Origin of the sequence: Hoeflea ulvae (assembly GCF_026619435.1) — a bacterium.
Classification (GTDB): domain Bacteria; phylum Pseudomonadota; class Alphaproteobacteria; order Rhizobiales; family Rhizobiaceae; genus Hoeflea; species Hoeflea ulvae.
Genome location: NZ_JAOVZQ010000001.1, coordinates 2,963,769 through 2,986,194, shown reverse-complemented (window position 1 = coordinate 2,986,194; position 22,426 = coordinate 2,963,769). Strand labels below are relative to the sequence as shown.

14 protein-coding genes and 2 tRNA genes are annotated in these 22,426 nt (G+C 62.1%); 12 read left to right on the top strand and 4 right to left on the bottom strand.

Features of this window, described 5'->3' with window-relative positions; all coding sequences use genetic code 11:
* Positions 1-7: 7 nt before the first annotated feature.
* Positions 8-1,843 carry a class I poly(R)-hydroxyalkanoic acid synthase gene (gene phaC / locus OEG82_RS14175; RefSeq protein WP_267613057.1) on the bottom strand — a complete coding sequence of 612 codons (1,836 nt, stop codon included), beginning with the start codon at positions 1,841-1,843 and terminating at the stop codon, positions 8-10.
* A 67-nt stretch (positions 1,844-1,910) separates the two neighbouring features.
* On the opposite strand from phaC, the gene OEG82_RS14170 reads away from it, so the two are divergent.
* From OEG82_RS14170 to recJ, 5 genes are all read left to right on the top strand, one after another.
* Complete coding sequence (locus OEG82_RS14170; RefSeq protein WP_267613056.1) at positions 1,911-2,540, top strand: hypothetical protein; 630 nt, start codon at positions 1,911-1,913, stop codon at positions 2,538-2,540.
* Between the two features lie 111 nt (positions 2,541-2,651).
* A complete protein-coding gene (locus OEG82_RS14165) occupies positions 2,652-3,872 on the top strand; it encodes an LL-diaminopimelate aminotransferase (protein WP_267613055.1) in 1,221 nt (406 codons plus the stop codon).
* Between the two features lie 100 nt (positions 3,873-3,972).
* On the top strand, positions 3,973-5,295 hold the full coding sequence (locus OEG82_RS14160) for a homoserine dehydrogenase (protein ID WP_267613054.1): 1,323 nt from the start codon (positions 3,973-3,975) through the stop codon (positions 5,293-5,295).
* A 187-nt stretch (positions 5,296-5,482) separates the two neighbouring features.
* Positions 5,483-6,469: a class II fructose-bisphosphatase gene (glpX, locus tag OEG82_RS14155; protein WP_267613053.1), complete on the top strand. Its 987-nt coding sequence runs from the start codon at positions 5,483-5,485 to the stop codon at positions 6,467-6,469.
* Positions 6,470-6,611: 142 nt separating this feature from the next.
* On the top strand, positions 6,612-8,414 hold the full coding sequence (gene recJ / locus OEG82_RS14150) for a single-stranded-DNA-specific exonuclease RecJ (RefSeq protein WP_267613052.1): 1,803 nt from the start codon (positions 6,612-6,614) through the stop codon (positions 8,412-8,414).
* Between the two features lie 119 nt (positions 8,415-8,533).
* Here the strand turns inward: recJ and OEG82_RS14145 are convergent.
* The 3 genes from OEG82_RS14145 to OEG82_RS14135 form a co-directional block, all read right to left on the bottom strand.
* A tRNA-Glu gene (locus tag OEG82_RS14145) sits at positions 8,534-8,608 on the bottom strand.
* Between the two features lie 157 nt (positions 8,609-8,765).
* The gene (locus OEG82_RS14140) at positions 8,766-9,836 is read right to left on the bottom strand and encodes a YcbK family protein (RefSeq protein ID WP_267613051.1); all 1,071 of its coding nucleotides are present in this window, start codon (positions 9,834-9,836) and stop codon (positions 8,766-8,768) included.
* 363 nt (positions 9,837-10,199) lie between these two features.
* On the bottom strand, positions 10,200-10,640 hold the full coding sequence (locus OEG82_RS14135) for a VOC family protein (protein ID WP_267613050.1): 441 nt from the start codon (positions 10,638-10,640) through the stop codon (positions 10,200-10,202).
* Between the two features lie 193 nt (positions 10,641-10,833).
* Between OEG82_RS14135 and OEG82_RS14130 the strand changes: the two genes are divergently transcribed.
* From OEG82_RS14130 to OEG82_RS14100, 7 genes are all read left to right on the top strand, one after another.
* Positions 10,834-11,409, top strand: coding sequence for a cold-shock protein (locus OEG82_RS14130; protein ID WP_267613049.1), 576 nt, complete (start codon positions 10,834-10,836; stop codon positions 11,407-11,409).
* Between the two features lie 6 nt (positions 11,410-11,415).
* Entirely contained in the window at positions 11,416-11,874 is a 459-nt protein-coding gene (locus OEG82_RS14125; protein ID WP_267613048.1) for a DUF192 domain-containing protein, read from the top strand.
* An 80-nt stretch (positions 11,875-11,954) separates the two neighbouring features.
* Positions 11,955-12,031, top strand: a tRNA-Pro gene (locus OEG82_RS14120).
* 198 nt (positions 12,032-12,229) lie between these two features.
* The gene (locus OEG82_RS14115; RefSeq protein WP_267613047.1) at positions 12,230-12,637 is read left to right on the top strand and encodes a universal stress protein; all 408 of its coding nucleotides are present in this window, start codon (positions 12,230-12,232) and stop codon (positions 12,635-12,637) included.
* A 336-nt stretch (positions 12,638-12,973) separates the two neighbouring features.
* Positions 12,974-13,966 carry a universal stress protein gene (locus OEG82_RS14110; protein ID WP_267613046.1) on the top strand — a complete coding sequence of 331 codons (993 nt, stop codon included), beginning with the start codon at positions 12,974-12,976 and terminating at the stop codon, positions 13,964-13,966.
* The gene (locus OEG82_RS14105; RefSeq protein ID WP_267613045.1) at positions 13,963-16,563 is read left to right on the top strand and encodes a glycosyltransferase family protein; all 2,601 of its coding nucleotides are present in this window, start codon (positions 13,963-13,965) and stop codon (positions 16,561-16,563) included. The genes OEG82_RS14110 and OEG82_RS14105 overlap by 4 nt, the downstream gene beginning before the upstream one ends.
* Positions 16,505-22,414: a glycoside hydrolase family 94 protein gene (locus OEG82_RS14100; RefSeq protein WP_267613044.1), complete on the top strand. Its 5,910-nt coding sequence runs from the start codon at positions 16,505-16,507 to the stop codon at positions 22,412-22,414. Before OEG82_RS14105 ends, OEG82_RS14100 begins: the two co-directional genes overlap by 59 nt.
* Positions 22,415-22,426 lie beyond the last annotated feature (12 nt).

The window sequence follows — 22,426 nt, the reverse complement described above, 5'->3', positions numbered from 1 at the left end:
GCTTTTGTCAGACCTGTGCGCGGACATAGGAGCCTGGCGCGTCCTCGATCGGCGTGAGCTTGTCGCCGCCGGGTTTGCGCGCAGGCACTTCCTCGCCGGAATTGGAGCGGATCCACTCATTCCAGTGCGGCCACCACGAGCCCGGCGTTTCCGTGGCGCCGGCCACCCAGTCCTCGAATTCGGCATTTTTCGGTCCGTCGGACCAGAACTGGTATTTACCTGCTTCCGGGGGATTGACCACGCCGGCGATATGGCCGGACCCGGCCATCACGAAGGTGACATCGCCGCCCATCAGTTTGCCGCCGATATAGGCGGAACGGGCAGGGGCGATATGGTCTTCCTTGGCGGCGAGATTGTAGACCGGGATCTTGATATCGGCGAGATCGAGCGTCTTGCCGGCCAGCTTCATCCGGCCTTCGGAGAGATTGTTCTCGAGATAGCAGTTGCGCAGATAGAAGGAGTGATTGGCCGCCGGCATCCGCGTCGCGTCCGAATTCCAGTACAACAGATCAAAGGGCATCGGATCCTTGCCCTTGAGATAGTTGTTGACGACATAGGGCCAGATCAAGTCGGAGGCGCGCAGCATGTTGAAGGCCGTCGCCATCTTCGAGCCGTCGAGATAGCCGTTCTTCTCCATGGCGGATTCGATCGAGGCGATCTGGCTGTCATCGACGAACACCTTGAGATCGCCCGCATAGGTGAAATCGGTCTGGGTGGTGAAGAATGTGGCGGTGGCAAGCCGCTTGTCGCCCTCCTGGGCATGCAGCGCCAGTGTCGCAGCCAGCAATGTTCCGCCGACGCAATAGCCGATGGCATTGACCTCGCGTTCGCCGGTCGCGTCCTCGATGGTGTCGAGCGCAAAGGAAATGCCCTCACGCGAATAAGCTTCCCAGTCCTTGCCGGCGTGGCGCTGGTCGGGATTGACCCAGGAAATCACGAATACCGTGTGGCCCTGCTCGACGGCCCATCGGATGAAGGATTTCTTCGGGTTGAGATCGAGGATGTAGAACTTGTTGATCCATGGCGGCACGATCAGCAGCGGCCGCTTGAGCACGGTGTCGGTCTTGGGCTCATATTGCAGGACCTGGCAGATGTCGTTCTGGGCGATGACCTTGCCGGGTGAAACCGCGATGTTTTCACCGACCTTAAATTTTGACGAGTCGGACTGGCGCAGCTTGAGTTCGCCCTTTCCCGCCACAATATCCTCGGCCAGCATGTGCATGCCGCGGACTAGGTTTTCGCCATTGGAAGCCACCATCTCCTTGTAGAGTTCCGGATTGGTGGCGATGAAATTGGCCGGCGACAGGGCAGCCGTGATCTGGTTCATGTAGAAGGCCGCCTTGTGGCGGGTGTGTTCGTCCAGCCCGTCGCTTTCGGCGACCAGCTTGTTGGCCCAGTCCGAGGTGATGAAATAGGCGTTCTTGAGAAATTCGAAGAACGGGTTTTCCTCCCAGTCGGGATCGGAAAAATGCTTGCTGCGCGGCCTGGAGGGTGGCGCAGCATTTTCGCCGGACATGCGCTTGACCGATTGGCTCCACATGTCGAAATAGCCGGTGAGCAGCGAGGTTTGCGCCTCGATTGCGCGCTTGGGATCGGACAGCCAGTATTCGCCGACCTTGGAAAAGGTCTTGACCATGTCGGTCATCGGCTCGGACATGGTGTCGGCCACTTCGCCCTTTTCGCGCGGTTCCACCCAGGCCGAGGCTGCCTTGCCCAGTTCCTCCAGCATCCGCGCTATGTTGCGTGCGAAGGCTTCGGGATCCTTGACGACATAGGCTTCAGCCGATGATGCGCCGCTGTCGGGTTTGGTTTCCGATGCCGGATTCTTGCCCTTGTCCGCCATGTCAGCGCCTCCTGTTAAGATCCAGAGCTTGCCTCCGACCTGTCTTCTGCCTTAAATCGGCTTCGTTATGGTGCTTCTTTGCCATAAAAAGTTACAGTGCTTTCTTGATACGGACTTTTTTTGTCCGTGTCATGACCACCATTTGGTGGAGACCGGAAAATACGTGATCATGATATCGAATATCCGCCCGGCGTTTGTCACTCTTGTTGCGCTTATTGCCAGCGCCTGCCAGACCGCCTCGCTTGAAGATGCAGCCCCAAAGGGCGCTCTTGCCGCCCCTCCTGTCGCAACCAGTGCTGCGCCGACGGCGCCACCCACGACCAGGGCGGCCGAAGGGGCGGCCCGGGACGTTGCCGCGAACCCTGATCCGGCAACCGAATCCACCGTGATCCGGCGCAATCCGGGTTTCACTTCGGTCGTGCCGATCGAGAAGACCGCGCCGGTGGAAAACAAGGCATTTGTGGCGTCAGGCGCCAGCCGCACAGGACAGTATCCGACCATCGGCCGCTTGCCCAACACGGCCAGCGCGCAGTTTTCAGATGCTGAGAAACTTGCTGCCGAGGCGGAAATGGCCGAATTGCTGCGCTCCCGGGCAGCGACGCCGGATGCGCGGGCACAATACGAAGCACGGCTTCGCGAACTGCGCGCGCTTGCGGCCAGCCATGCCAGCGATACGCAGCAGCAAATCGAGAATTAATAGCGCGGCATTTTTCCGCCGGGCCGCTTTAGGTCTTGCGTTTGCGCCGTTTTGGACGCAAACCCGTCAAATCAGGGCGCGAGCCAGCAGCCCACAATTCTGGGGAATTCCATGGAAGAATTTCACAAAGTCCGCAGACTTCCACCCTATGTGTTCGAGCAGGTCAACAGACTGAAAGCCTCGGCGCGGGCAGGCGGGGCCGATATCATCGATCTCGGCATGGGCAATCCGGATCTGCCGACGCCAACCGCCATTGTCGACAAATTGTGCGAAGCGGTCCGTGACCCGCGCACCCACCGCTATTCGACATCGCGCGGCATTCCCGGGCTCAGGCGGGCCCAGGCCAGCTATTATCAGCGCCGCTTCGGCGTCAAGCTCGACCCCGAGACCCAGATCGTCGCCACGCTCGGTTCCAAAGAGGGCTTTGCCAACATGGCCCAGGCGATCACCGCGCCCGGCGACGTGATCCTGTGCCCCAACCCGACCTATCCGATCCACGCTTTCGGCTTCATCATGTCGGGCGGCGTTATCCGGTCGCTGGACGTGGTGCCGGACGACAGTTTCTTCAAGGCGCTGGAGCGTTCGGTGCGACATTCGATTCCGAAGCCGCTGGCGCTCATTCTCAACTACCCGTCCAATCCGACAAGCTATGTGGCGACGCTGGACTTCTACAAGGATGTCGTGGCCTTTGCCCGCAAGCACGACATCATCGTGTTGTCCGACCTTGCCTATGCCGAGATCTATTTCGACCAGACGCCGCCGCCGTCGGTGCTGCAGGTTCCGGGCGCGATGGACATCTGCGTCGAGTTCACCTCGATGTCGAAGACATTTTCGATGCCGGGATGGCGGATGGGCTTTGCTGTCGGCAATGAACGGCTGATCTCGGCGCTGACCCGGGTCAAGTCCTATCTCGATTACGGCGCCTTCACCCCGATCCAGGTGGCCGCCACCTCGGCACTCAATGGCGACGGCTCGGATATCGCCGAAGTCCGGTCGATCTACAAACGCCGCCGCGATGTGCTCGTCGACAGTTTCGGCAAGGCCGGGTGGGCCGTGCCGCCGCCGCCGGCAACCATGTTTGCCTGGGCGCCGATTCCCGAGCAGTTCAAGCATCTCGGTTCGCTCGAATTTTCCAAACTGCTGGTCGAGAAGGCCGATGTCGCAGTCGCGCCGGGCATCGGCTTCGGCGAATATGGCGACGAGCATGTGCGCATCGCGCTGGTGGAAAACGAGCACCGGATCCGTCAGGCGGCCCGCAACATCAAGCGCTTCTTCGCAACCGAGACCGGTGGCGGCAGTGACAACGTGGTGCCCTTGTCCGCCCGGCGTTGACCGACAGACTGTCCACCGTTAAACCCGCCCTTGCATTTCTTCGGTCCGCGCCATCGCCGCGGACCTTTCCGACACGAAGCCAGACAAGTGGATTGTAATCATGACTGATGCCCTCAAAATCGGCATTGCAGGACTTGGAACCGTCGGTGCGGCGCTGTTTCGCGCCATCACCACCCGGCACAATCTGCTGACCGAAATTTGTGGACGTGAGATCCTGATCACCGCAGTCAGCGCCCGCGACCGCAGCCGCGACCGCGGTCTCAATCTTGATGGCGTGACCTGGTACGATGATCCGGTTGTGATGGCGCGTGACGCCGACATCGACGTGCTGGTCGAACTGATCGGCGGTGATGCCGATCCGGCCCATGCCGCAGCGATCGCTGCGCTGTCCGCCGGCCGGCATCTGGTCACCGCCAACAAGGCGTTGCTGGCCAAGCATGGTGTCGAGTTGGCGCTGCTGGCCGAGGCAAATGGCGTGCTCCTGAATTTCGAGGCGGCGGTGGCCGGCGGAATCCCGGTGATCAAGGCCATGCGGGAATCGCTGACCGGCAATGCCGTCACGCGGATTTACGGAATCCTCAACGGCACCTGCAATTACATCCTGACCCGGATGCAGCGCGACAATCTCGGTTTCGCCGAATGCCTTGCCGAAGCCCAGCGCCTGGGCTATGCCGAAGCCGATCCGACCTTCGACATCGAAGGCGATGACACCGCGCACAAGCTCTCGATCCTGACCAGCCTGGCATTCGGCACCCAGATTGCCGCAGACGAGGTCTATATCGAAGGCATCACCAATATTTCGATCGACGACATTCATGCCGCCGACGAGCTCGGATACCGGATCAAGCTCTTGGGCGTGGCGCAACGCACCGCGACCGGCATCGAGCAGCGCGTGCATCCGACCATGGTGCCGAAGGGCTCGATGATCGCCCAGGTCGAGGGCGTTACCAATGCGGTGACGATCGAGACCGACATCCTGGGTGAACTGATGCTGTCGGGCCCGGGTGCGGGCGGCGACGCCACGGCGTCAGCGGTGCTCGGCGACATTGCCGACATTGCCAAGAGCCGTCCCGGCCATCAGCATGCCCCGGCGCTCGGCCGGCCAGCCGACAAGCTCGAGCCTTACCAGCGCGCCCAGATCCAGAGCCATGAAGGCGGCTATTTCATCTCGCTCAAGGTGGATGACCGGGCGGGCGTGTTTGCCGCCATAGCGACGATGATGGCGAAGAACGACATCTCGCTCGAATCCATCGTCCAGCGGGCCCGGCCGGCCGGATCCGAGGCAAATGCCCAGACCGTCATTCTGGTCACTCACGCAACGACCGAGTCCAAGGTCCGCGCGGCCGTGGACGGGATCAAGACCGAGGGATATCTCTCTGGCGAGCCGCAGGTGATCCGTATTGAACGCACCCGCGAGAACTGAGGCGCCAGTCGGGGAGCCGCAGAGCCTTCATCAAGGCCTCGCTGCCAGCGCCGCAGTTCAATCGATTTAGTGCTGGATTAGGTCAAAATCCTGAAAAACAACGGCTTTTTTGCCGGATTTTGGATTGCCTTGCCATGTTTTTAGGCTGTATGAGCGGCCAAACCACATAGCTTGGGGGATTGGAACCATGGCAGGCACATCGACAGAGACAAGCGGGCTGGACCGTATCCTGACGCTGGAAATCGCCCGCGTCACTGAGCGCGCCGCCGTTGCCGCAGCCCGGCTGCGCGGACGCGGCGACGAGATGGCGGCCGATCAGGTCGCCGTTGATGCCATGCGCCAGGAACTCAACCGCTTGCCGATCGACGGCACCGTGGTGATTGGCGAAGGCGAACGCGACGAAGCGCCGATGCTGTATATCGGCGAGGAAGTCGGCACCCGCGACGGCGCCAAGGTCGACATCGCGCTCGACCCGCTCGAAGGCACCACGATCTGCGCCAAGAACCTGCCCAATTCGCTGGCGGTGATTGCGATCGCGGAAAAGGGCAGCCTGCTCTACGCGCCTGACGTCTATATGGAAAAGATCGCGATCGGTCCCGGCTATCCGGCCAATACGGTGTCACTTGACGCGAGCCCGACAGAGAATATCCATGCCGTGGCCCGCGCCAAGGGCGTGTCGGTGGCCGAAGTGACCGCCTGCATTCTCGATCGGCCCCGGCATGCTCGACTGATCGAGGAGGTCCGCGCCACGGGGGCTGCGATCCGGCTGATCGGCGATGGCGACGTTGCCGGCGTGATCCACACGACGGACCCCGACGAGACCGGCATCGACATCTACATCGGCATTGGCGGCGCGCCAGAAGGCGTTCTGGCGGCCGCTGCGCTGCGCTGCATCGGCGGCCAGATGCAGGGCCGGTTGCAGCTCAACACCGAAGAGAAGATCGCACGCGCCGCCAAGATGGGGATTTCCGATCCGCACCGGCTCTACACCATGGAAGACATGGCCCGCGGCGATGTGCTGTTTGCCGCCACCGGCGTAACCGACGGCAACATGTTGCAGGGGGTCCGGTTCACCAGGGACGCGATCATCACCCATACCATCGTCATGCGGTCGTCCTCGCGCACGGTGCGCGAAATCAAGGCGCGGCACCAGGATCTTGCCAAGTTCGACTGATCCGCTTCGCTGACGATCCTGATTGAGAAGCTTTGAAGCCTGGCCTGCGGTCATGCTTTGCCGCGCCGGTCGGTTTGCGCTAAGAGCATTGTCTTCGGCGCGGCCATCGGGGTCTCGCGCATGATGGCAGGTTGGTTTTTCCATGGCAGGCAGCAGCAGTGCATCTGACCGGGCGTTTCTCGGGGTCGAGGAATCGCTGACCGGCCAGAAGTGGATCGCCCGTCTCGATATGACGGGTGAGAACAAGGCAATCACCATCGCCCAGACCACCGGCTTGCCGGAAGTGATTGCACGCGTGCTTGCCGGCCGCGATGTCGCCATGGGGGACGCGGTCGCATTTCTCGATCCCACCATCAAGTCGCTGATGCCCGATCCGTCCAGGCTGACCGATTGCGACACCGCAGCCGACCGGATTGCCCGGGCGATAGCGCGGGGTGAGCGTGTGGCGATCTTCGGCGATTACGATGTCGACGGCGCAACCTCATCGGCCCTGATGCAGCGGTTCCTGCGCCATTTCGGTCTTGTCAGCGAAATCTACATTCCCGACCGGATCTTTGAAGGCTACGGCCCGAACCCGACGGCCATCGGCGAGTTGATCGACCGCGGTGCCGGTCTGATCATCACGGTCGATTGCGGCTCCACCAGCCATGAGTCGCTCGAGGAAGCCGCCAGGCGCGGCGTTGACGTGGTGGTGATCGATCACCACCAGGTGGCGAGCGAATTGCCTTTGGCCTGCGCGCTGGTCAATCCCAACCGTGAGGACGATCTGTCGGGCCTTGGGCATCTGTGTGCCTGTGGCGTGGTGTTCATGGTGCTGGCCGGCACGCTGCGGCTGCTGCGCAGGAAGGGCGACACGCGGGCAGGGACGTTCGACCTGCTCGGCTGCCTGGATCTGGTCGCACTGGGCACTGTCTGCGACGTGGTGCCGCTCAAGGGGCTCAACAGGGCGTTTGTGGTCAAGGGATTGCTGGCGGCGCGGGCGATGAACAATGTCGGCCTTGCAGCCCTGTGCCAGCGTGCCGGCGTCAACGGGCCGATCTCACCCTATCACCTGGGATATCTGATCGGACCGCGCATCAATGCCGGCGGCCGGATCGGCGACGCAGCACTGGGAAGCCGCCTGCTGACGCTGGACGACCCGGCAGAGGCCGAGGCGATTGCCGAGCGGCTGGAACTGCTCAACAAGGAACGCCAGGCGATCGAGGCGGCAATGCTGGAAGAGGCAGATGCCGAAGCTGCCGCCGAAATGGCCAGCGGTGATGGTCCCGCCATCATCGTCACCGAGCGCAAGGGCTGGCACCCGGGCGTGGTCGGCCTGCTGGCATCGCGGCTCAAGGAACGCTACCGCCGGCCCGCTTTTGCCATTGCCTTTGACGGCAACGGCAAGGGGACCGGATCCGGCCGTTCCGTGCCCGGCCTCGATATCGGGCGGCTGGTGCGCAAGGCGGTGGAAACCGGCCTGCTGCTCAAGGGCGGCGGTCACGCCATGGCTGCGGGCCTGACAGTCGAAGCAGGCCGTCTGGGCGCGTTGCGGGCATTCTTCGAAGAGAACGCCGCTGCGACCGTGGCTGGCCTCACCGCATCGCACCGGCTCAAGCTTGACGGTGCTATCTCGGCGTCCGGCGCAACGCTCGAGCTTGTCGACATGATCGAACGGGCCGGACCCTATGGCGCCGGTCATCCGCAGCCGGTGTTCGCCGTGCCTGCGCATACACTGAGCGATGTCCGGGTGGTCGGACAGAATCACCTCAAGGTGACATTGTCGGGTGCTGATGGCGGCCGGCTCAATGGAATAGCCTTTCGCGCTGCCGACACCGAAATGGGTGCGGCGCTGCTCGACGGCCGCGGCATGCAGTTTCATTTCGCCGGTTCGATCTCGGCTGATCACTGGCAAGGTGTGCGACGGGTCCAGATCCGGCTGATCGACGCTGCGCGGGTGCGCTGAGGCGGCAGCCGCCACACAGCCGAAGCCATGACCCAGGCGGAACACAAACAGGTGTTCCGCAGGCGGCAAGAAAGCTCAAATTTCAGGTGAGGTAACCAAGCGAAGTGCTTGAAAGATTGTGGTACGCCCTAGGGGAGTCGAACCCCTCTTTCCAGAATGAAAATCTGGCGTCCTAACCGATAGACGAAGGGCGCGTACAATGTGGCCGTCTTATAGTCAGCCCGCTTTCCGACCGCAAGCGGATAATTGATGTCTCGGCGAAAAAAATGACATTGAATTCGGGTTTGGTTTCAGGACAGGCAATTCTCCGGCTCGGCGACGCGAAAAGCCCGCGTCAGAACCGGCATTTTTCTACTTGCGGCGGCGGCAGCGCCAGTTCCAGTCGCGTGTATTGCCGATATCGATGTGAACCGATTCTGTGTGGCAGTAGGTGCCGACGCCGCCACGGCCGGGCATGGTGCGCAGATATTTGGCCAGCTGCCATTTCGACACGCCTTCGACCTGGATGTCGGCTGCCTCGCAGGAGGTGTGGCGCGATCCGGAAGCGCCGCCGACACGGCGGTTGTGCTTCGGGCTGCGATAGCCGGAGGTGACCACCACCGGACGCTTGTAGTGGCCCTCGATGGTCTTGAGAACGCGCACCAGCTGCGGCTTGAAGCAGGCGGCGTCAACCTTGTCGGTCTGCAGGTGCAGGCCGTTCGGCGCGAGCCGGGCGAGACCCGCCGCCGACGCGAGCTGAATGTTGCCGGAAGACAGCGCGGTGGCGTCATTGGCCGAGCCGGGACCGAATTCAGCGGACATGCGAACACCCGGCAATGCCCCGGAATTGCCCATCGAGGCCGAGGCCACGACGACCTTTGACGTCTTGGGCGTAACCACACGTTTCTTGGTTCCTGCCGGCGCGTTCTTGGCGGATTTGGGTTGCGGCGCGAACAGGCGCGCAAATATCGACGGCTTCTTCGGCGGTGCGATGACCGCGAGTTCCTGCACCTGCGGCTTGGCTTCAACCTGCTCGGGCTCAGGCGCCGAAGCGGTTTCGGCTGCTGCCGGTGCCTGCGCCTGTGCCGGGGCCGGGGCCGGCTCCGGAGTTGCGGCCGGCGGCGCGGCAAGCTGGGTGACGACAGGTGCGGCGCTGTAGAGATTGGCGGTCGACTGGGCCGGCTGGGACTGGGTAATTCCCTGGTTGACCGCGTCAATGGATGTGCTGGCCATGACCAGCTGGCCGACCGTGTCGCTTTCGGCCACAACGGCCTGGCGGCTGTCTGCATCGGAGGCTGAGGGAGAGGGAACCGGGACCGGAACACTGCCGGATGTCGCGGCCTCGGCCGCAGTTGCCATTTGCAGCGCATCGGCCTGATCGATGCGGGAACTTTCCGTCATCATCGTCGGAGCGCCGGGGGCAAAGCCCTGAGTGGCAAACATTGCCGGATCTCCGGCCGATACACACCCGCTAAGGGCAACAACTGCGCCTGTCATGACAAGGGCGTTGATGCCAAAGCTACGCCTGACTGCTTTGTTCACGTCCGTCTGCAATCTCTGAGGTCCCCGATCTCTTGCAATGGCAGACCCGAGGGCCTTGAAAGATGCCTACCGACTTGCAACGTTTTTGTAAACGAACAAACCCGGCATCTTGACCGGACAATTGAGCGTATACGGCAAAAGCATGCGATGCGGCGCAAATGCGGCGAAAGCATGACCCTAACCAAGCACTTAAACGGTGATCTTTGCGCGAAGCTTACCGCGCAAAGATCTATAGCCAGGCGGATCAGGGCTTACCTCGCCGGATTACCAGGCGCCGGTGTTGCCCATCGATTTCCACGGCTCTGCCGGCTCGAGCCGGTCGCCCTCCTGCAGCAGTTCGATCGAAATGCCGTCCGGCGAGCGGACGAAGGCCATGTGTCCGTCACGCGGCGGCCGGTTGATGGTCACGCCCTTGTCCATCAGCTTCTGGCAAAGCTCATAGATATTGTCGACGGAATAGGCGAGGTGGCCGAAATTGCGGCCGCTCGAATAATCTTCCGGATCCCAGTTGTAGGTCAGCTCAAGCAATGGCGCCTGTTCCGCAGCTGCACGGTCCTTGTCGCCGGGAGCGGCAAGAAAGATCAGCGTGAAGCGTCCCGACTCGTTCTCGATCCGGCGTGTTTCCACAAGACCCATCTTGTTGCAGTAGAAATCCAGCGATGCCTCGACATCGGTGATACGGACCATTGTGTGCAGATAACGCATTGGCTTTTCCCATGATTCTGATTTGGATCAGTCTACGATAGGCGGAATTGCGTTCGAGGCAATGCCCGTACAATAGAAGTGGACGGATCAACAAGTTTCGTTGCAGGGCTTGCACTGCCAGCGCAATACAATGTTAATGTTTTGGTCAAGAATCACTTCATTTCTTTGTGACGCGTATTGGAGAGGCAGCCGGATGGGGGAAAGGTCCTCAGACAAGAATCAGGCGGAAGCGGAAGCCCACGCCGACGCGGTGGATCTTATCGAGATTACCGGGACCATCAAATGGTTCGACGTCGCCAAGGGATTCGGTTTCATTGTCCCTGACAACGGCATGGAAGACGTGTTGCTGCATGTCACCTGTCTGCGCCGCGATGGCTATCAGACCGTGCTTGAGGGAACCCGCATCGTGTGCGAGATCCAGAAACGCGAACGCGGTTATCAGGCGTTCCGGATCATCTCCATGGACACATCCACCGCCGTTCACCCGTCGCAATTGCCGCCGGTGCGCACCCATGTTCAGGTCACGCCCTCAAGCGGTCTGGAGCGCGCCATCGTCAAATGGTTCAATCGCACCAAGGGATTTGGCTTCCTGACCCGGGGCGAGGGCACCGAGGATATCTTCATCCACATGGAGACGCTGCGCCGGTACGGACTGGCCGAGCTTCGGCCCGGGCAGGTGGTTCTGGTCCGTTTTGGAGACGGCGAAAAAGGCCTGATGGCTGCCGAGATCCATCCCGATATCGATTCGCCGATCCCGAATTCGCACTGAGCCGCCATGCGCAGCCTCCGCACCCTTTTTGCCCTGCTTTTCACCCTGATGGTCAGCGCCGCAGCTGTTGCTGCGACCAATGTCGTTGATGCAGAGCCTCTTGTCATCGAGACCGGGGAAGGGCCCGTATCGTTTTCGGTGGAACTGGCGCTGACGCCGCAAGAGCGCGCGGTCGGCCTGATGTACCGCGAAAGCATGGCGGCGGATCGCGGCATGCTGTTCCGCTTCGATCAGACCCGCGCGGTGATGATGTGGATGAAGAACACACCGCTGGCGCTGGACATGCTGTTTCTCGACGAGTTGGGTACCATCACCGGCATTGCCGCCGACACGGTTCCCTTTTCCGAAGCCATCATCTCCTCGCCCGGCCCGGTACGCTATGTGCTTGAATTGAATGCCGGCACAACCAGCAATCGCGGCATATCGGTGGGCGACAAGGCGCGGCACCGGGCGATTTCCAACTGATTTGCATAAACACAGCCTGCGCGACGATTAAAGGTTGCGGGGTATAACGTTCCGGTGTATCCGGGTCACACCGCAGGCATCGGAGCGTAGCGCAGCCTGGTAGCGCATCTGGTTTGGGACCAGAGGGTCGCAGGTTCGAATCCTGCCGCTCCGACCACCCCCTTTTCGAACAGAAAATTCCCCTCAAGGGGCACGGTCCATCGGCCGAATCGGGCTCATGCCGGTTTCGTTGATGTGGATCAATGACGTCTCCTCCCGCCGCCTGTTGCCTGACGATGGACAGATCCGTGATCTCGATCAATGCGACCTCGGATTGCTCTGGCATAGGATGAAAAGATCAAAACTGGAGGTGACCATGTACAAGCATATCCTGGTGGCTGTGGCGCTCGATGACGAGCATGATCCGGAACAATCATTGCAGGCAGCCGAGGTTCTGGCCGCCGGGGACGGGCGTGTGACGATCCTGCATGTCAAGGAATCGGTTCCCAACTATGTGGTCGCCTATTTGCCGGAAGGCCATGAGACCGGCGTGATGGAGGCCATGCACAACCGGCTCAATGGTCTAACAGCGCGGCTCAAGAACGCGAAGGGAGTGCTGGTCGAGGGGCACGCCGGGCGCACGATTGTCCAGTGGGCCAAGGCCAATGCGGTCGACTGCATCATCATCGCCTCGCATCGCCCGGGCCTGCAGGATTATCTCCTGGGCAGCACGGCGGCGCGGGTGGTGCGCCATGCGCAATGTTCGGTGCATGTGATGCGCTGACCTGCTTTGAAAACAGTCAAGACCGTCAGGGCCTGCCGTCAAGGGCGATCAGCGCCCCTCGCATCGGGCCGACCGAAATCTGATGCTGCGACAATCGGGGCACATCAGTGCTGCCATTGTTTGACGTGCGGGACCGGCGGCAAGCGGACCCGTAATTGATGAAGGTCAAAGCGATCGGCGATCGCAGCCGATAGGGTCAAGTCACGAGTGATTTGCCGATTGCCGGAATGCCGCCAAAAAGTCCGCCGACAGATACTCTGCAGGGTCAATTCTGCCTGCAAGCAGCCGCGCGCGGCTGCTGTTCCTGAACGTTTACGTTTTCAAGGAGACCGGATCATGCAGCACAATTCCTCAGCCGCCAATGGATGCGAGACGCCGCGCGTCCTGGTGTGCATTGATCTTGCGAAGGAAACGCAGGGAATCATTTCGCCTGCCAAGACGATCGCCAGGGCGCTCAATGCGGACCTCGCCTTTGTCCACGTCATCAAGGCGCAGCGCCACGCCGCGAACGGGGCCCCGATCGATCCGGTCGAGTGGGAGATCATGCGCCGTGAGGCCAAGGCGCATATGGAGCGGTTCGCCTCCGAGCACGCGGACGGTAAGGAAGCGCTTGCAACACACCTGCTCGAAGGAAACTGCACCGAACAGATCGGCAAGGTGATGGCGAGCCGGGCGCAGGATATTGCTGTGCTCGGACGCCAGCAGGACGAAGCCGGCGCGCGTCTTGGCCAGACGGCGCGGGAGATGCTCGAGAGCGGCAGCAATTCGCTTTTCCTGGTGCCGTTCGGGGTCGAGTCACGACCAGATTTCTCCCGGATCCTGGTGCCGCTGGATTGCTCACGGCGATCGGAGCGCATCCTGCCGCTGGTCGAAAAGATCGCCCGGTCGGAAAATGCCGAGATCGTGCTGGTTCATGCGGTGCCCGAGCCGGTTCTCACCGATGCCGGGCCTGGCGAGCCCAGTGACAAGGAGCTGATTTCCCGGTTCAACGCGCGCAATGAACGTGTCGCCAGGAAATATCTTGAGCATTTGTGTGAACGCATTTGCGCGGACGGCGTGCGTGTCAGGAGCCTGGTGCTCTGCGGCGGTGATGTCCGCCGTCAACTGGCTGCTGCAGTCGTGGAGCAGGGGACAGACCTTCTGGTTCTGGCCTCCCATGGCCATAGCGGTTTTGACGATGTGCCGTTCGGGGATGTCGCCAACTACCTGATCAAAAACTCCGACATTCCGACCATGGTCATCCGGTTTTCCGGAAATGCCGCTGAAACACATGCCTTCGCGCAAGCCCGATCGAAAGGCATCCGTAGTCCGGGAACGCTGGCGCAATGAAACCCGAAGCCCCACACACCGAATCCGACACCGTGGTTCTTGCGGCCCGCGCTCTGGCCCAATCCACCCGCTATGGGCCGCCGCCAGCGGCAGCGCTCGATCTGCTGCAGAAGGTTGGCGCGCTTCCGGACTGGCTGGAAAAGGTAAGGCGTTTCTGCGCGGATGACCCCAGGCCCGACCAAGCCCGTGCCGCGGACTGGCTGCTTGACAATGACTACCAGGTCTCACGCGCCATTCGTGAACTCGATCACGATATGCCCGCGGCCTTTTACAACCGGCTGCATGTCATGGCGGATGGTGGATCCGCACTTCCGCGCATTTTTGGAATTGCCTATGCGATCCTGACAGCCACGCGGTTTCAGCTCTCCGTGACAAGCCTTGTCGAATTTCTCTGCGCCTACCAGAAAACCGTTCCGCTGACGACAGCCGAACTCTGGGCACTGCCCTCGATGTTGCGCATTGCCGGTCTGGAGATCCTGGCGCACGGTTTCACCGCACTTGACGAGAACCTCGAAGCGCCATTCGAATTGAGCGGTTTCGCTGTCGAAAACCTACCGCCGGACCCGGCCAGCTGCGTTTCTCAGGCGATCACCGCGATCATCGCGGTGCGCGGGATCGAATGGCGCGATGTTGTCGATCAGGCCAGCATGTCGGAGGCGCTGTTGCGCTCCGATCCCGCCACTGTCTATGCAGGCATGGATTTCGAGACGCGCGACCGCTACCGGCAGGCTGTCGAAATGCTCGGTACCGGTTCGGGCATGGACGAGATCGCGGTGATCGAGGCTGCACTGGAACTTGCGCGCGCAGCGGCTGATGATCTGCGCCGCAGCCATGTCGGGTACTGGCTGATCGATGACGGCCGTCCGGAGCTCGAACGCAAGCTCGGTTATCGGGTTCCCTCAGGTGAATCCTTGCGCCGTTTTGCCTTGCGCCATGCCGGCACAATCTACGCGACCGCACTTGTGATCTTCGTGCTGCTGGCATTGGTGTGGCCTGTGCTGCTCATCGCCGGCCCGGATGGCGGTCTGCCGGCGCTCGCGGGCGGCGTGCTGTTGTCGTTGCTGCCGGCAACATTGCTCAGCGTGACAGTCCTGCACTGGCTCATTACCCGCATCACCCAGCCTCGGCTTTTGCCGATGATGGATTTCAGCAAGGAAATCCCCGAAAATTGTCTGACCTGTGTGGTGGTGCCGGTGATCATCGGGCGGGCGGAAGAGATTCCCGATATCGTCGAGCAGCTCGAAATCCGGTATCTTTCAAACCGCGATCCGCAACTGCACTTTGTGCTGCTGTCCGATTATGCCGACGCGCCGAGCGAGCACCTGCCGCAGGACGAAACCATCCGAACGGCGTTGATCGACGCGATCCGAACGCTGAATGGGCGCTACGCTGATGAAAGTGGCGATCCATTCTTCCTGCTGCACCGGTCCCGCCAGTTCAATCCGTCGGAAAAATGCTGGATGGGATGGGAGCGAAAGCGCGGCAAGCTGGAGCAGTTCAATGCCTTCCTTCTCGACGGGAAGGCCGATGCGTTCGAATGCCAGGAAGGTGAGATCAGCCGGCTGCAAGACACGCGTTTCGTGATCACGCTCGATGCGGACACCACCCTGCCTCCGGGCTCCGCAGCCAGGCTGATCGGCACGCTCGCGCATCCGCTGAACCAGGCCGTGATCGATCCCCATACGGGCAAGGTTGTCTCCGGGCACGCCATTGTGCAGCCGAGAATCGAGATCCTGCCGATCAAGGGACCGGCGACGCTGTTCTGCCGTCTTTTTGCCGGTGACACGGCAATCGACATCTATTCACGGGCCGTTTCGGACGTCTATCAGGATCTTTTCGGCACCGGGATCTTCGTCGGCAAGGGCATATATGATGTCGGGGCGTTCAGAAAAAGCCTTGCCGGCCGCGTGCCGGAAAACGCGGTGCTCAGTCACGATCTCTTCGAAGGGCTGTATGGCCGTTCGGCACTGGCCACCAACATCGTCCTCTATGAGGAATTTCCGGCGACCTATACCGAGTATGCTGTGCGCCAGCATCGCTGGATCCGTGGCGACTGGCAGCTTTTGCCCTGGCTCGGGCGCAAGGTGCCGGGTGCGGATGGACGGAGGGGTGCCAATGTCCTCTCCCGTCTCGACCGCTGGAAGATCATCGACAATCTTCGCCGCAGCCTGGTGCCGCCGGCGCTGTTTGTTTTCTTCATTGCCGGCTGGTTGCTGCTGCCGGGCAGTGCCTGGCTGTGGACGGCGCTGGCGACACTTGCGCCGGGCGCCTATCTCATCGGCCAGGTACCGTCGATCATCATGGGGGACCCGCGGCGGGGAATTCTGGGCGATCTCGCCTTCCGGTTCGGTGAACGCTTCGGCCGCTGGTTTCTCGCAATCGTCTTTCTGGTCAGCGACACGCTGACTTCGCTCGATGCGATCGGGCGGACACTCTGGCGGCTGATTGTGAAACGCCGCCACTTGCTGGAGTGGCGTCTCGGCTGCGCATGCAAGGTCTCTTCTCGGCAATGGAAGTTTGCGGGCCAATACCTGGCGAATGATGTGGCCATCGACCGCTTTTGCCGTGTTTCTTGCCGTGGATCTGGCAGTCTATAAAGTATCCGCGCTGCTTCCGGCGGCGCCGATCCTGCTGTTGTGGATGCTCGCGCCGGAGATCGCGATCTGGATCGGCAAGCCGCGCATGTTGCGTCAGGAAAGCCTGGACGACCGTGACCGTACCTTTCTCAGGCACATCGCCCGTCGCACCTGGTTGTTTTTCGAGACTTTTGCAGGCCCGGAGGACAACTGGCTGCCGCCGGACAATTTCCAGGAAACACCCAAGAGCGAAATCGCGCACCGGACCTCGCCGACCAATATCGGTCTCTATCTCATCTCGGCAAATGCCGCGCTTGATTTCGGTTTCGTCGGCAGTTCCGATTTCGCGATTCGTGTGCGCAACGCGCTTGCGACGACCGAGCGGCTGGAAACCTATCGCGGCCATATCCTCAACTGGTTTGATACACGCAGCCTGGCGCCGCTGGAACCGCGCTATGTCTCGACCGTCGACAGCGGCAATCTCGCTGTCAGCCTGATCGCGTTGCACAAGGGTTGTTACGAAGCGGCAGATGCGCCGGCGGTCCACACAGTGGTGTGGGATGGGTTGAAATGCACATTCGAACTGCTCTTCGACGCGGTGAGGGCCCTGCCGGCATCCGATCTGAATCCCATCGACCGGTGCGAAGCAGATATTGAGCGCGAGCTGGATCGTGCACGAGGTCTGGACACGAACTGGCACAGCTCTCTCAAGCAGCTGACCGATACACACTGGCCTGATCTTGCAAAGTCGGTCGCGGACTGCATTGCTGCTTCGCCTGATGCAACCGACAGGCGGCTTGGCGAGGTTCATGCCTGGCTTGAGCGCGCCCACCATCATATCCGGGCACTGACGCGCGAGGTTGAAACGCTCCTGCCCTGGTGTTCCGCGGTGGCAGAGGCCCCGCACGGCATGGAAACCGTCGGCCGGGACCTGCTTGCCGTACTGTCGCCGTTGATGCCGATGACTGAGCTTGCACAGCACAGGCAGCGGGCCTTCTTGATTCTTGAAAAAGCCGACACGGACCAATCGTTGAGCGAACCACAGCGCGACTGGCTGGAACGGGCACGCCTCGCGATCGAGAGCGGAATTGAAGCGCAGCAGGCGCTTCGCGCCGATCTGCTGGACCTTGCCTCGCGCTGCGAGGGCATGGCCTATCGCATGGACTTCACCTTCCTCTACGATGGCGAAGCGCGGTTGTTCCGGATCGGCTACAATGTCAGCACCGGCCAACTTGATGCCAATCACTATGATCTTCTGGCCACCGAAGCCCGCCTTGCCAGCTATTTCGCCATCGCCAAGCACGACGTGCCGATCGAACACTGGTTCGCGCTCGGACGGCCCGTCACGCGGCTCAAGAACCGTCCGGCGGTGCTCTCCTGGAACGGCTCGATGTTCGAATATCTGATGCCGCCGATATTCCTGCCCGGGCAACGCGACACGCTGCTGGGTGAAAGCGAAATCGCGGCCGTGGCCTTCCAGCGCGCCTATTCACGCGAGCGCGGCGTGCCGTGGGGGATATCGGAATCGGCTTTCGCCACCACGGATTCGGCAGGCAATTACCAGTATCGCGCCTTTGGTGTTCCGGGGCTCGGGTTGCGCCGTGGTCTGACCGATGATTTGGTGATCGCGCCCTATGCCAGCGCACTGGCCCTGTGCTGCTGGCCTGGGGCGGCGGTTGAGAACATGCGGCAACTGCAGGACCTCGGCGCCGTCGGCCTCTATGGTTTCCACGATGCCATCGACTATACGCCAAGCCGGGTGGCGGAGGGTCGGCGGTTCAGCATTGTCGGCAACTACATGGCGCACCATCACGGCATGACCATGGCCGCGATCGGCAATGCGCTTTGCGGCGATGTCTTTGTGCACAGGGCATTGTCGGGACGGCGGATGCAGACGGTCGAACAGCTGCTGCTTGAACGTGTGCCCTGGGATGCGCCGGTGGAAAAGGGACGGCTCGATGAAGAGCGGCTTGCGGCGACGAAGGAACACGTGGTGCAGGCGCTGCCCTCCTGGGTGCCGTCCCGCCGGGCCATGGTGCCGCAGATGCAAATGCTCGGCAACGGGCGGATGGCGTCGTGGATCACGGCGTCGGGCGCTGGCGGTCTGAGGCTGGCCGACACCAGCCTGACCCGCTGGCGGCCGGATGCCACCAGTGACGGCTGCGGCTACTGGATCTATATCCATGACACCGAGAGCGGCGATCTCTGGTCGGCAGGTCGGTTGCCTACCGGCGTGAGCAGCCCGGACTCGACGGTCATCTTCCATCAGCACATGATCGAGTTCTTCCAGCGGACCAACGGCATTGCCGTGCGCGTGGAGGTATCGGTATCGCCCGCTGATGATGCCGATATTCGCGAAATATCGGTCACCAACGAGACCGAGAGGCCGCGCGTGGTTGCATTCACAAGCTACGCGGAAGTGGTTCTGGCGCCGCCGCTCGATGATGAGCGTCACCCCGCCTTCAGCAAGCTCTTTGTCGCGAGTGAATATCTCGGCCCGCAGCGCGGCCTGTTGTTCACCCGCCGCCCGCGGCGGCCGGAAATGAAGCCGCCGGTTCTGCTGCACACGCTGGTCAGCGACGGCCCGGGCATCGTCATTACCGGTCATGAAACTGACCGGGCGCGCTTCATCGGCCGACTGGGCAACCTGCGTCATCCGGCGGGACTGGAGGCGGGATTGAGCGGAACGGTGGGCTCCACGCTCGACCCGGTGATGAGCCTGCAGACAAGGCTTACCCTCAAGCCGGGGGAAACCAGACGCTTTGCCTTTGTCACCATCGCCGGAACCGCGCGCGGCGAGGTGCTCGACATCGCCCAGCGTCATGGAATGGGGACCCTCGATCAGGTCAGGCGCGACGCCGGCCGGGCGATGGCACGCGAGGTTGACCGTCTCGGCATCGCGCCCGAGCGCCTGCCGGAACTGCAGGTGCTTGCCTCGCTGTTGCAGGCGCCGCATCCGAATTTCCGCGAAACACCTGCCGACATCGGCGGCAATGATGCGCGCCAGCCGGATTTGTGGCAGTTCGGCATTTCCGGCGACCATCCGATTCTGCTGGTGCGCATCACCGGCGAAACGCCCTCGCAACTGCTTGAACTGCTGGTCAAGGCGCAAAGCCTGTGGCGGCGAAGCGCCATGCGGTGCGATCTGGTGGTGCTGCGCAGCGAGCCGGCGGGCTATGAAGCGCCGCTGCGCGAGCGGATCATGGCGATCCTGCGCGACACCGGGACCTACGCCAATCTGGGCGCTGCTGGTGGTATTCACTTGCTCAGCACGGCCTCGATGACACCGGCAACGCTTGGGCGCCTGACCGCTGCGGCAGCGCTGATCCTCAACGATGACGAGGTCGCACTCGCGACCAAGCTCGACCAGGTTCTCGAGCGCCGCGCCGCGCCGGCGCAGTTCATGCCGGGCGACGCCGTCAGCTATCCCGAGATTCCGCAAATCTCCCGGCCGGACGATCTGATCTTCGACAATGACATCGGCGGTTTCGACCCGGAAAGCGGTGACTACGTCATCCATCTCGGCGCGGGCGAGACAACGCCGGCGCCCTGGTGCAATGTGATTGCCAACGACACCTTCGGCACCATCGTGAGCGAAGCCGGGCTTGGCTTCACCTGGGCGCTCAACAGCGGCGAAAACCGGGTGACGCCCTGGACAAATGACCCGGTCAGAGACACGTCCGGAGAAGTTCTCTATCTGCGCGACGAACAGGATGGTGCAGTGTGGACGCCAACGCCGGCGCCGCTGGGCAACGACAACGCCTGCCAGATCCGCCACGGCGCGGGCTGGACACAATGGAAGCGCAACAGCTGCGGCCTCGAGCAGACTGTCCGGACATTCGTGCCGACTGATGACCCGGTAAAGATCGTCACCGTGAAACTGGTCAACCGCACCAATTCAGTCCGGCGGATCACGGCGACCTATTATGCCGAATGGCTGCTGGGTGCGATGGCGAGCCGGGCCAAGCCCTTCACCACCTGTGTCTATGACACCGAAAGCCATGCAATCCTGGCCGATAATGGCTGGAACCCGGAATTTGCCGGCCGGGTGGCATTTCTGACGGCCAGTCTGCCGGCGCATAGCGTCACCGGTAGCCGCCATGATTTTCTTGGCAGTGAGGGGGATGCCGCTGACCCGGCGGGACTGCGGCATTGGGATCTCGGCGGGCGCTTCGCGCCGGGCGGCGATGCCTGTGCGGCCTATCAGGTGCATCTGGATATCGAACCCGGCGCGAGCAGCGAAGTCAGCTTCGTGCTGGGGCAGGGCGCGAGCCACGCGGAGACGCTTGAGCTCGTGAAAAAATGGCGTGTGCCAGAGCAAGCCAGTGAGGCCTTTGCCGATGTAGAAGCGCTGTGGGACAAGCGCCTCAACGCGGTGCAGGTCAATACGCCCGATGCGGCGTTCGACCTGATGGTCAACCGCTGGCTGCTCTACCAGACAATTGCTTCGCGGCTCTTGGCGCGGGCCGGTTTCTATCAGGCCGGTGGTGCCTTTGGCTATCGCGACCAGCTTCAGGATGTGTTGGCAGTTCTGGTGAGTGAGCCGGAGCGGGCCCGCGCGCAGATCCTGCATGCCGCCGCGCATCAGTTCGAGGATGGAGACGCCCAGCACTGGTGGCATCCGCCCTTGGGGCGCGGTGTGCGCACGCATTGTTCAGATGACTTCATCTGGCTCGCCTTCGTCACCGCCCGTTATATTGAGGTGACCGGTGACGATGCGATCCTGAGCGAGGCGGTGCCGTTCCTCAGGGCGGAGCCGCTGAAGCCGGACGAGCAGGACCGCTACGCGCTGTTTGATGCCGGGGAGACGGCGACGCTGCTCGAGCATTGCAAGCGCGCGCTCGACAGGATGCGGCGCACCGGTTCGCATGGATTGCCGCTTATCGGCACCGGTGACTGGAACGATGGCATGGACCGGGTCGGCGACGAGGGCCGCGGCGAAAGCGTCTGGCTGGCATGGTTCCAGATCGCGGCAATCAAGCGTTTCGTGCCGCTGCTGGAACAACATGGCGACCAGCGCCACGCCGCCGAGCTGAATGCCTATGCCGATGGCCTTGCCAAAGCGGTTGAAGCCAGCGCGTGGGACGGCAACTGGTATGTTCGCGCCTTTGATGATGAAGGCATTCCCTGGGGCTCGCATGAGAACGACGAATGCCAGATCGATTCGATCGCTCAATCCTGGTCGGTGATCTCGGGTGCGGCGTCAAAAGATCGGGCGCGGACTGCAATGGCGTCCGCCAGGTCGCGGCTGCTGCATCAGGATCTCCGGCTGGTGCAACTGCTCGATCCGCCATTTCATGTCACCCCGCGCGATCCCGGTTACATCCGGGCCTATCCGCCTGGAATCCGCGAAAACGGCGGCCAATATACCCATTCGGCGGCGTGGTTCGGCCATGCTTTGGCCGGGCTCGGCGACGGCGATGGCGCCTGGCAGGTGTTCGATATCATCAATCCCGTTCGTCGCACGCAGAGCAAAAGCGGTGCACTCCATTATGAGCGCGAGCCCTATGTGTTGCCCGGCGACGTTTATGGTCCGGGGCAGAATCTCGGGCTTGGCGGCTGGTCCTGGTACACAGGTGCCGCCGGCTGGAGCTGGCAGCTTGGCGTCGAGGCCATTCTCGGTCTGCGGATCACGAAGGCGCGTCTGGCGATCGATCCGTGCCTGCCGCATGGCTGGGGCGGGTTTTCGGCGACGATCCGCACCGAAAAGGGCGCGATAGAGGTGACGGTGGAAGACCCGGACCGGCTGGGCCAGGGCGCTCTGGAGCTGTTTGTTGACGGACGTTTACGCAAGTCGCGGGCCCCGATCCCGTTTCCGGGCGCGGGCAAAATTCGCAAGGTCAGGGCGATCCTGCGGACTGCAGTTTCGTAAATGCCGGGAATG

Excerpts from the sequence above, each read along its gene's own strand:
- OEG82_RS14110 (WP_267613046.1), top strand. The coding sequence starts at position 12,974 with ATGCAGCACAATTCCTCAGCCGCCAATGGATGCGAGACGCCGCGCGTC.
- glpX (WP_267613053.1), top strand. The coding sequence starts at position 5,483 with ATGGCAGGCACATCGACAGAGACAAGCGGGCTGGACCGTATCCTGACG.
- OEG82_RS14130 (WP_267613049.1), top strand. The coding sequence starts at position 10,834 with ATGGGGGAAAGGTCCTCAGACAAGAATCAGGCGGAAGCGGAAGCCCAC.
- OEG82_RS14140 (WP_267613051.1), bottom strand. The coding sequence starts at position 9,836 with ATGTTTGCCACTCAGGGCTTTGCCCCCGGCGCTCCGACGATGATGACG.
- OEG82_RS14115 (WP_267613047.1), top strand. The coding sequence starts at position 12,230 with ATGTACAAGCATATCCTGGTGGCTGTGGCGCTCGATGACGAGCATGAT.
- OEG82_RS14165 (WP_267613055.1), top strand. The coding sequence starts at position 2,652 with ATGGAAGAATTTCACAAAGTCCGCAGACTTCCACCCTATGTGTTCGAG.
- recJ (WP_267613052.1), top strand. The coding sequence starts at position 6,612 with ATGGCAGGCAGCAGCAGTGCATCTGACCGGGCGTTTCTCGGGGTCGAG.
- OEG82_RS14100 (WP_267613044.1), top strand. The coding sequence starts at position 16,505 with ATGATGTGGCCATCGACCGCTTTTGCCGTGTTTCTTGCCGTGGATCTG.
- OEG82_RS14170 (WP_267613056.1), top strand. The coding sequence starts at position 1,911 with ATGGTGCTTCTTTGCCATAAAAAGTTACAGTGCTTTCTTGATACGGAC.
- phaC (WP_267613057.1), bottom strand. The coding sequence starts at position 1,843 with ATGGCGGACAAGGGCAAGAATCCGGCATCGGAAACCAAACCCGACAGC.
- OEG82_RS14160 (WP_267613054.1), top strand. The coding sequence starts at position 3,973 with ATGACTGATGCCCTCAAAATCGGCATTGCAGGACTTGGAACCGTCGGT.
- OEG82_RS14105 (WP_267613045.1), top strand. The coding sequence starts at position 13,963 with ATGAAACCCGAAGCCCCACACACCGAATCCGACACCGTGGTTCTTGCG.
- OEG82_RS14125 (WP_267613048.1), top strand. The coding sequence starts at position 11,416 with ATGCGCAGCCTCCGCACCCTTTTTGCCCTGCTTTTCACCCTGATGGTC.
- OEG82_RS14135 (WP_267613050.1), bottom strand. The coding sequence starts at position 10,640 with ATGCGTTATCTGCACACAATGGTCCGTATCACCGATGTCGAGGCATCG.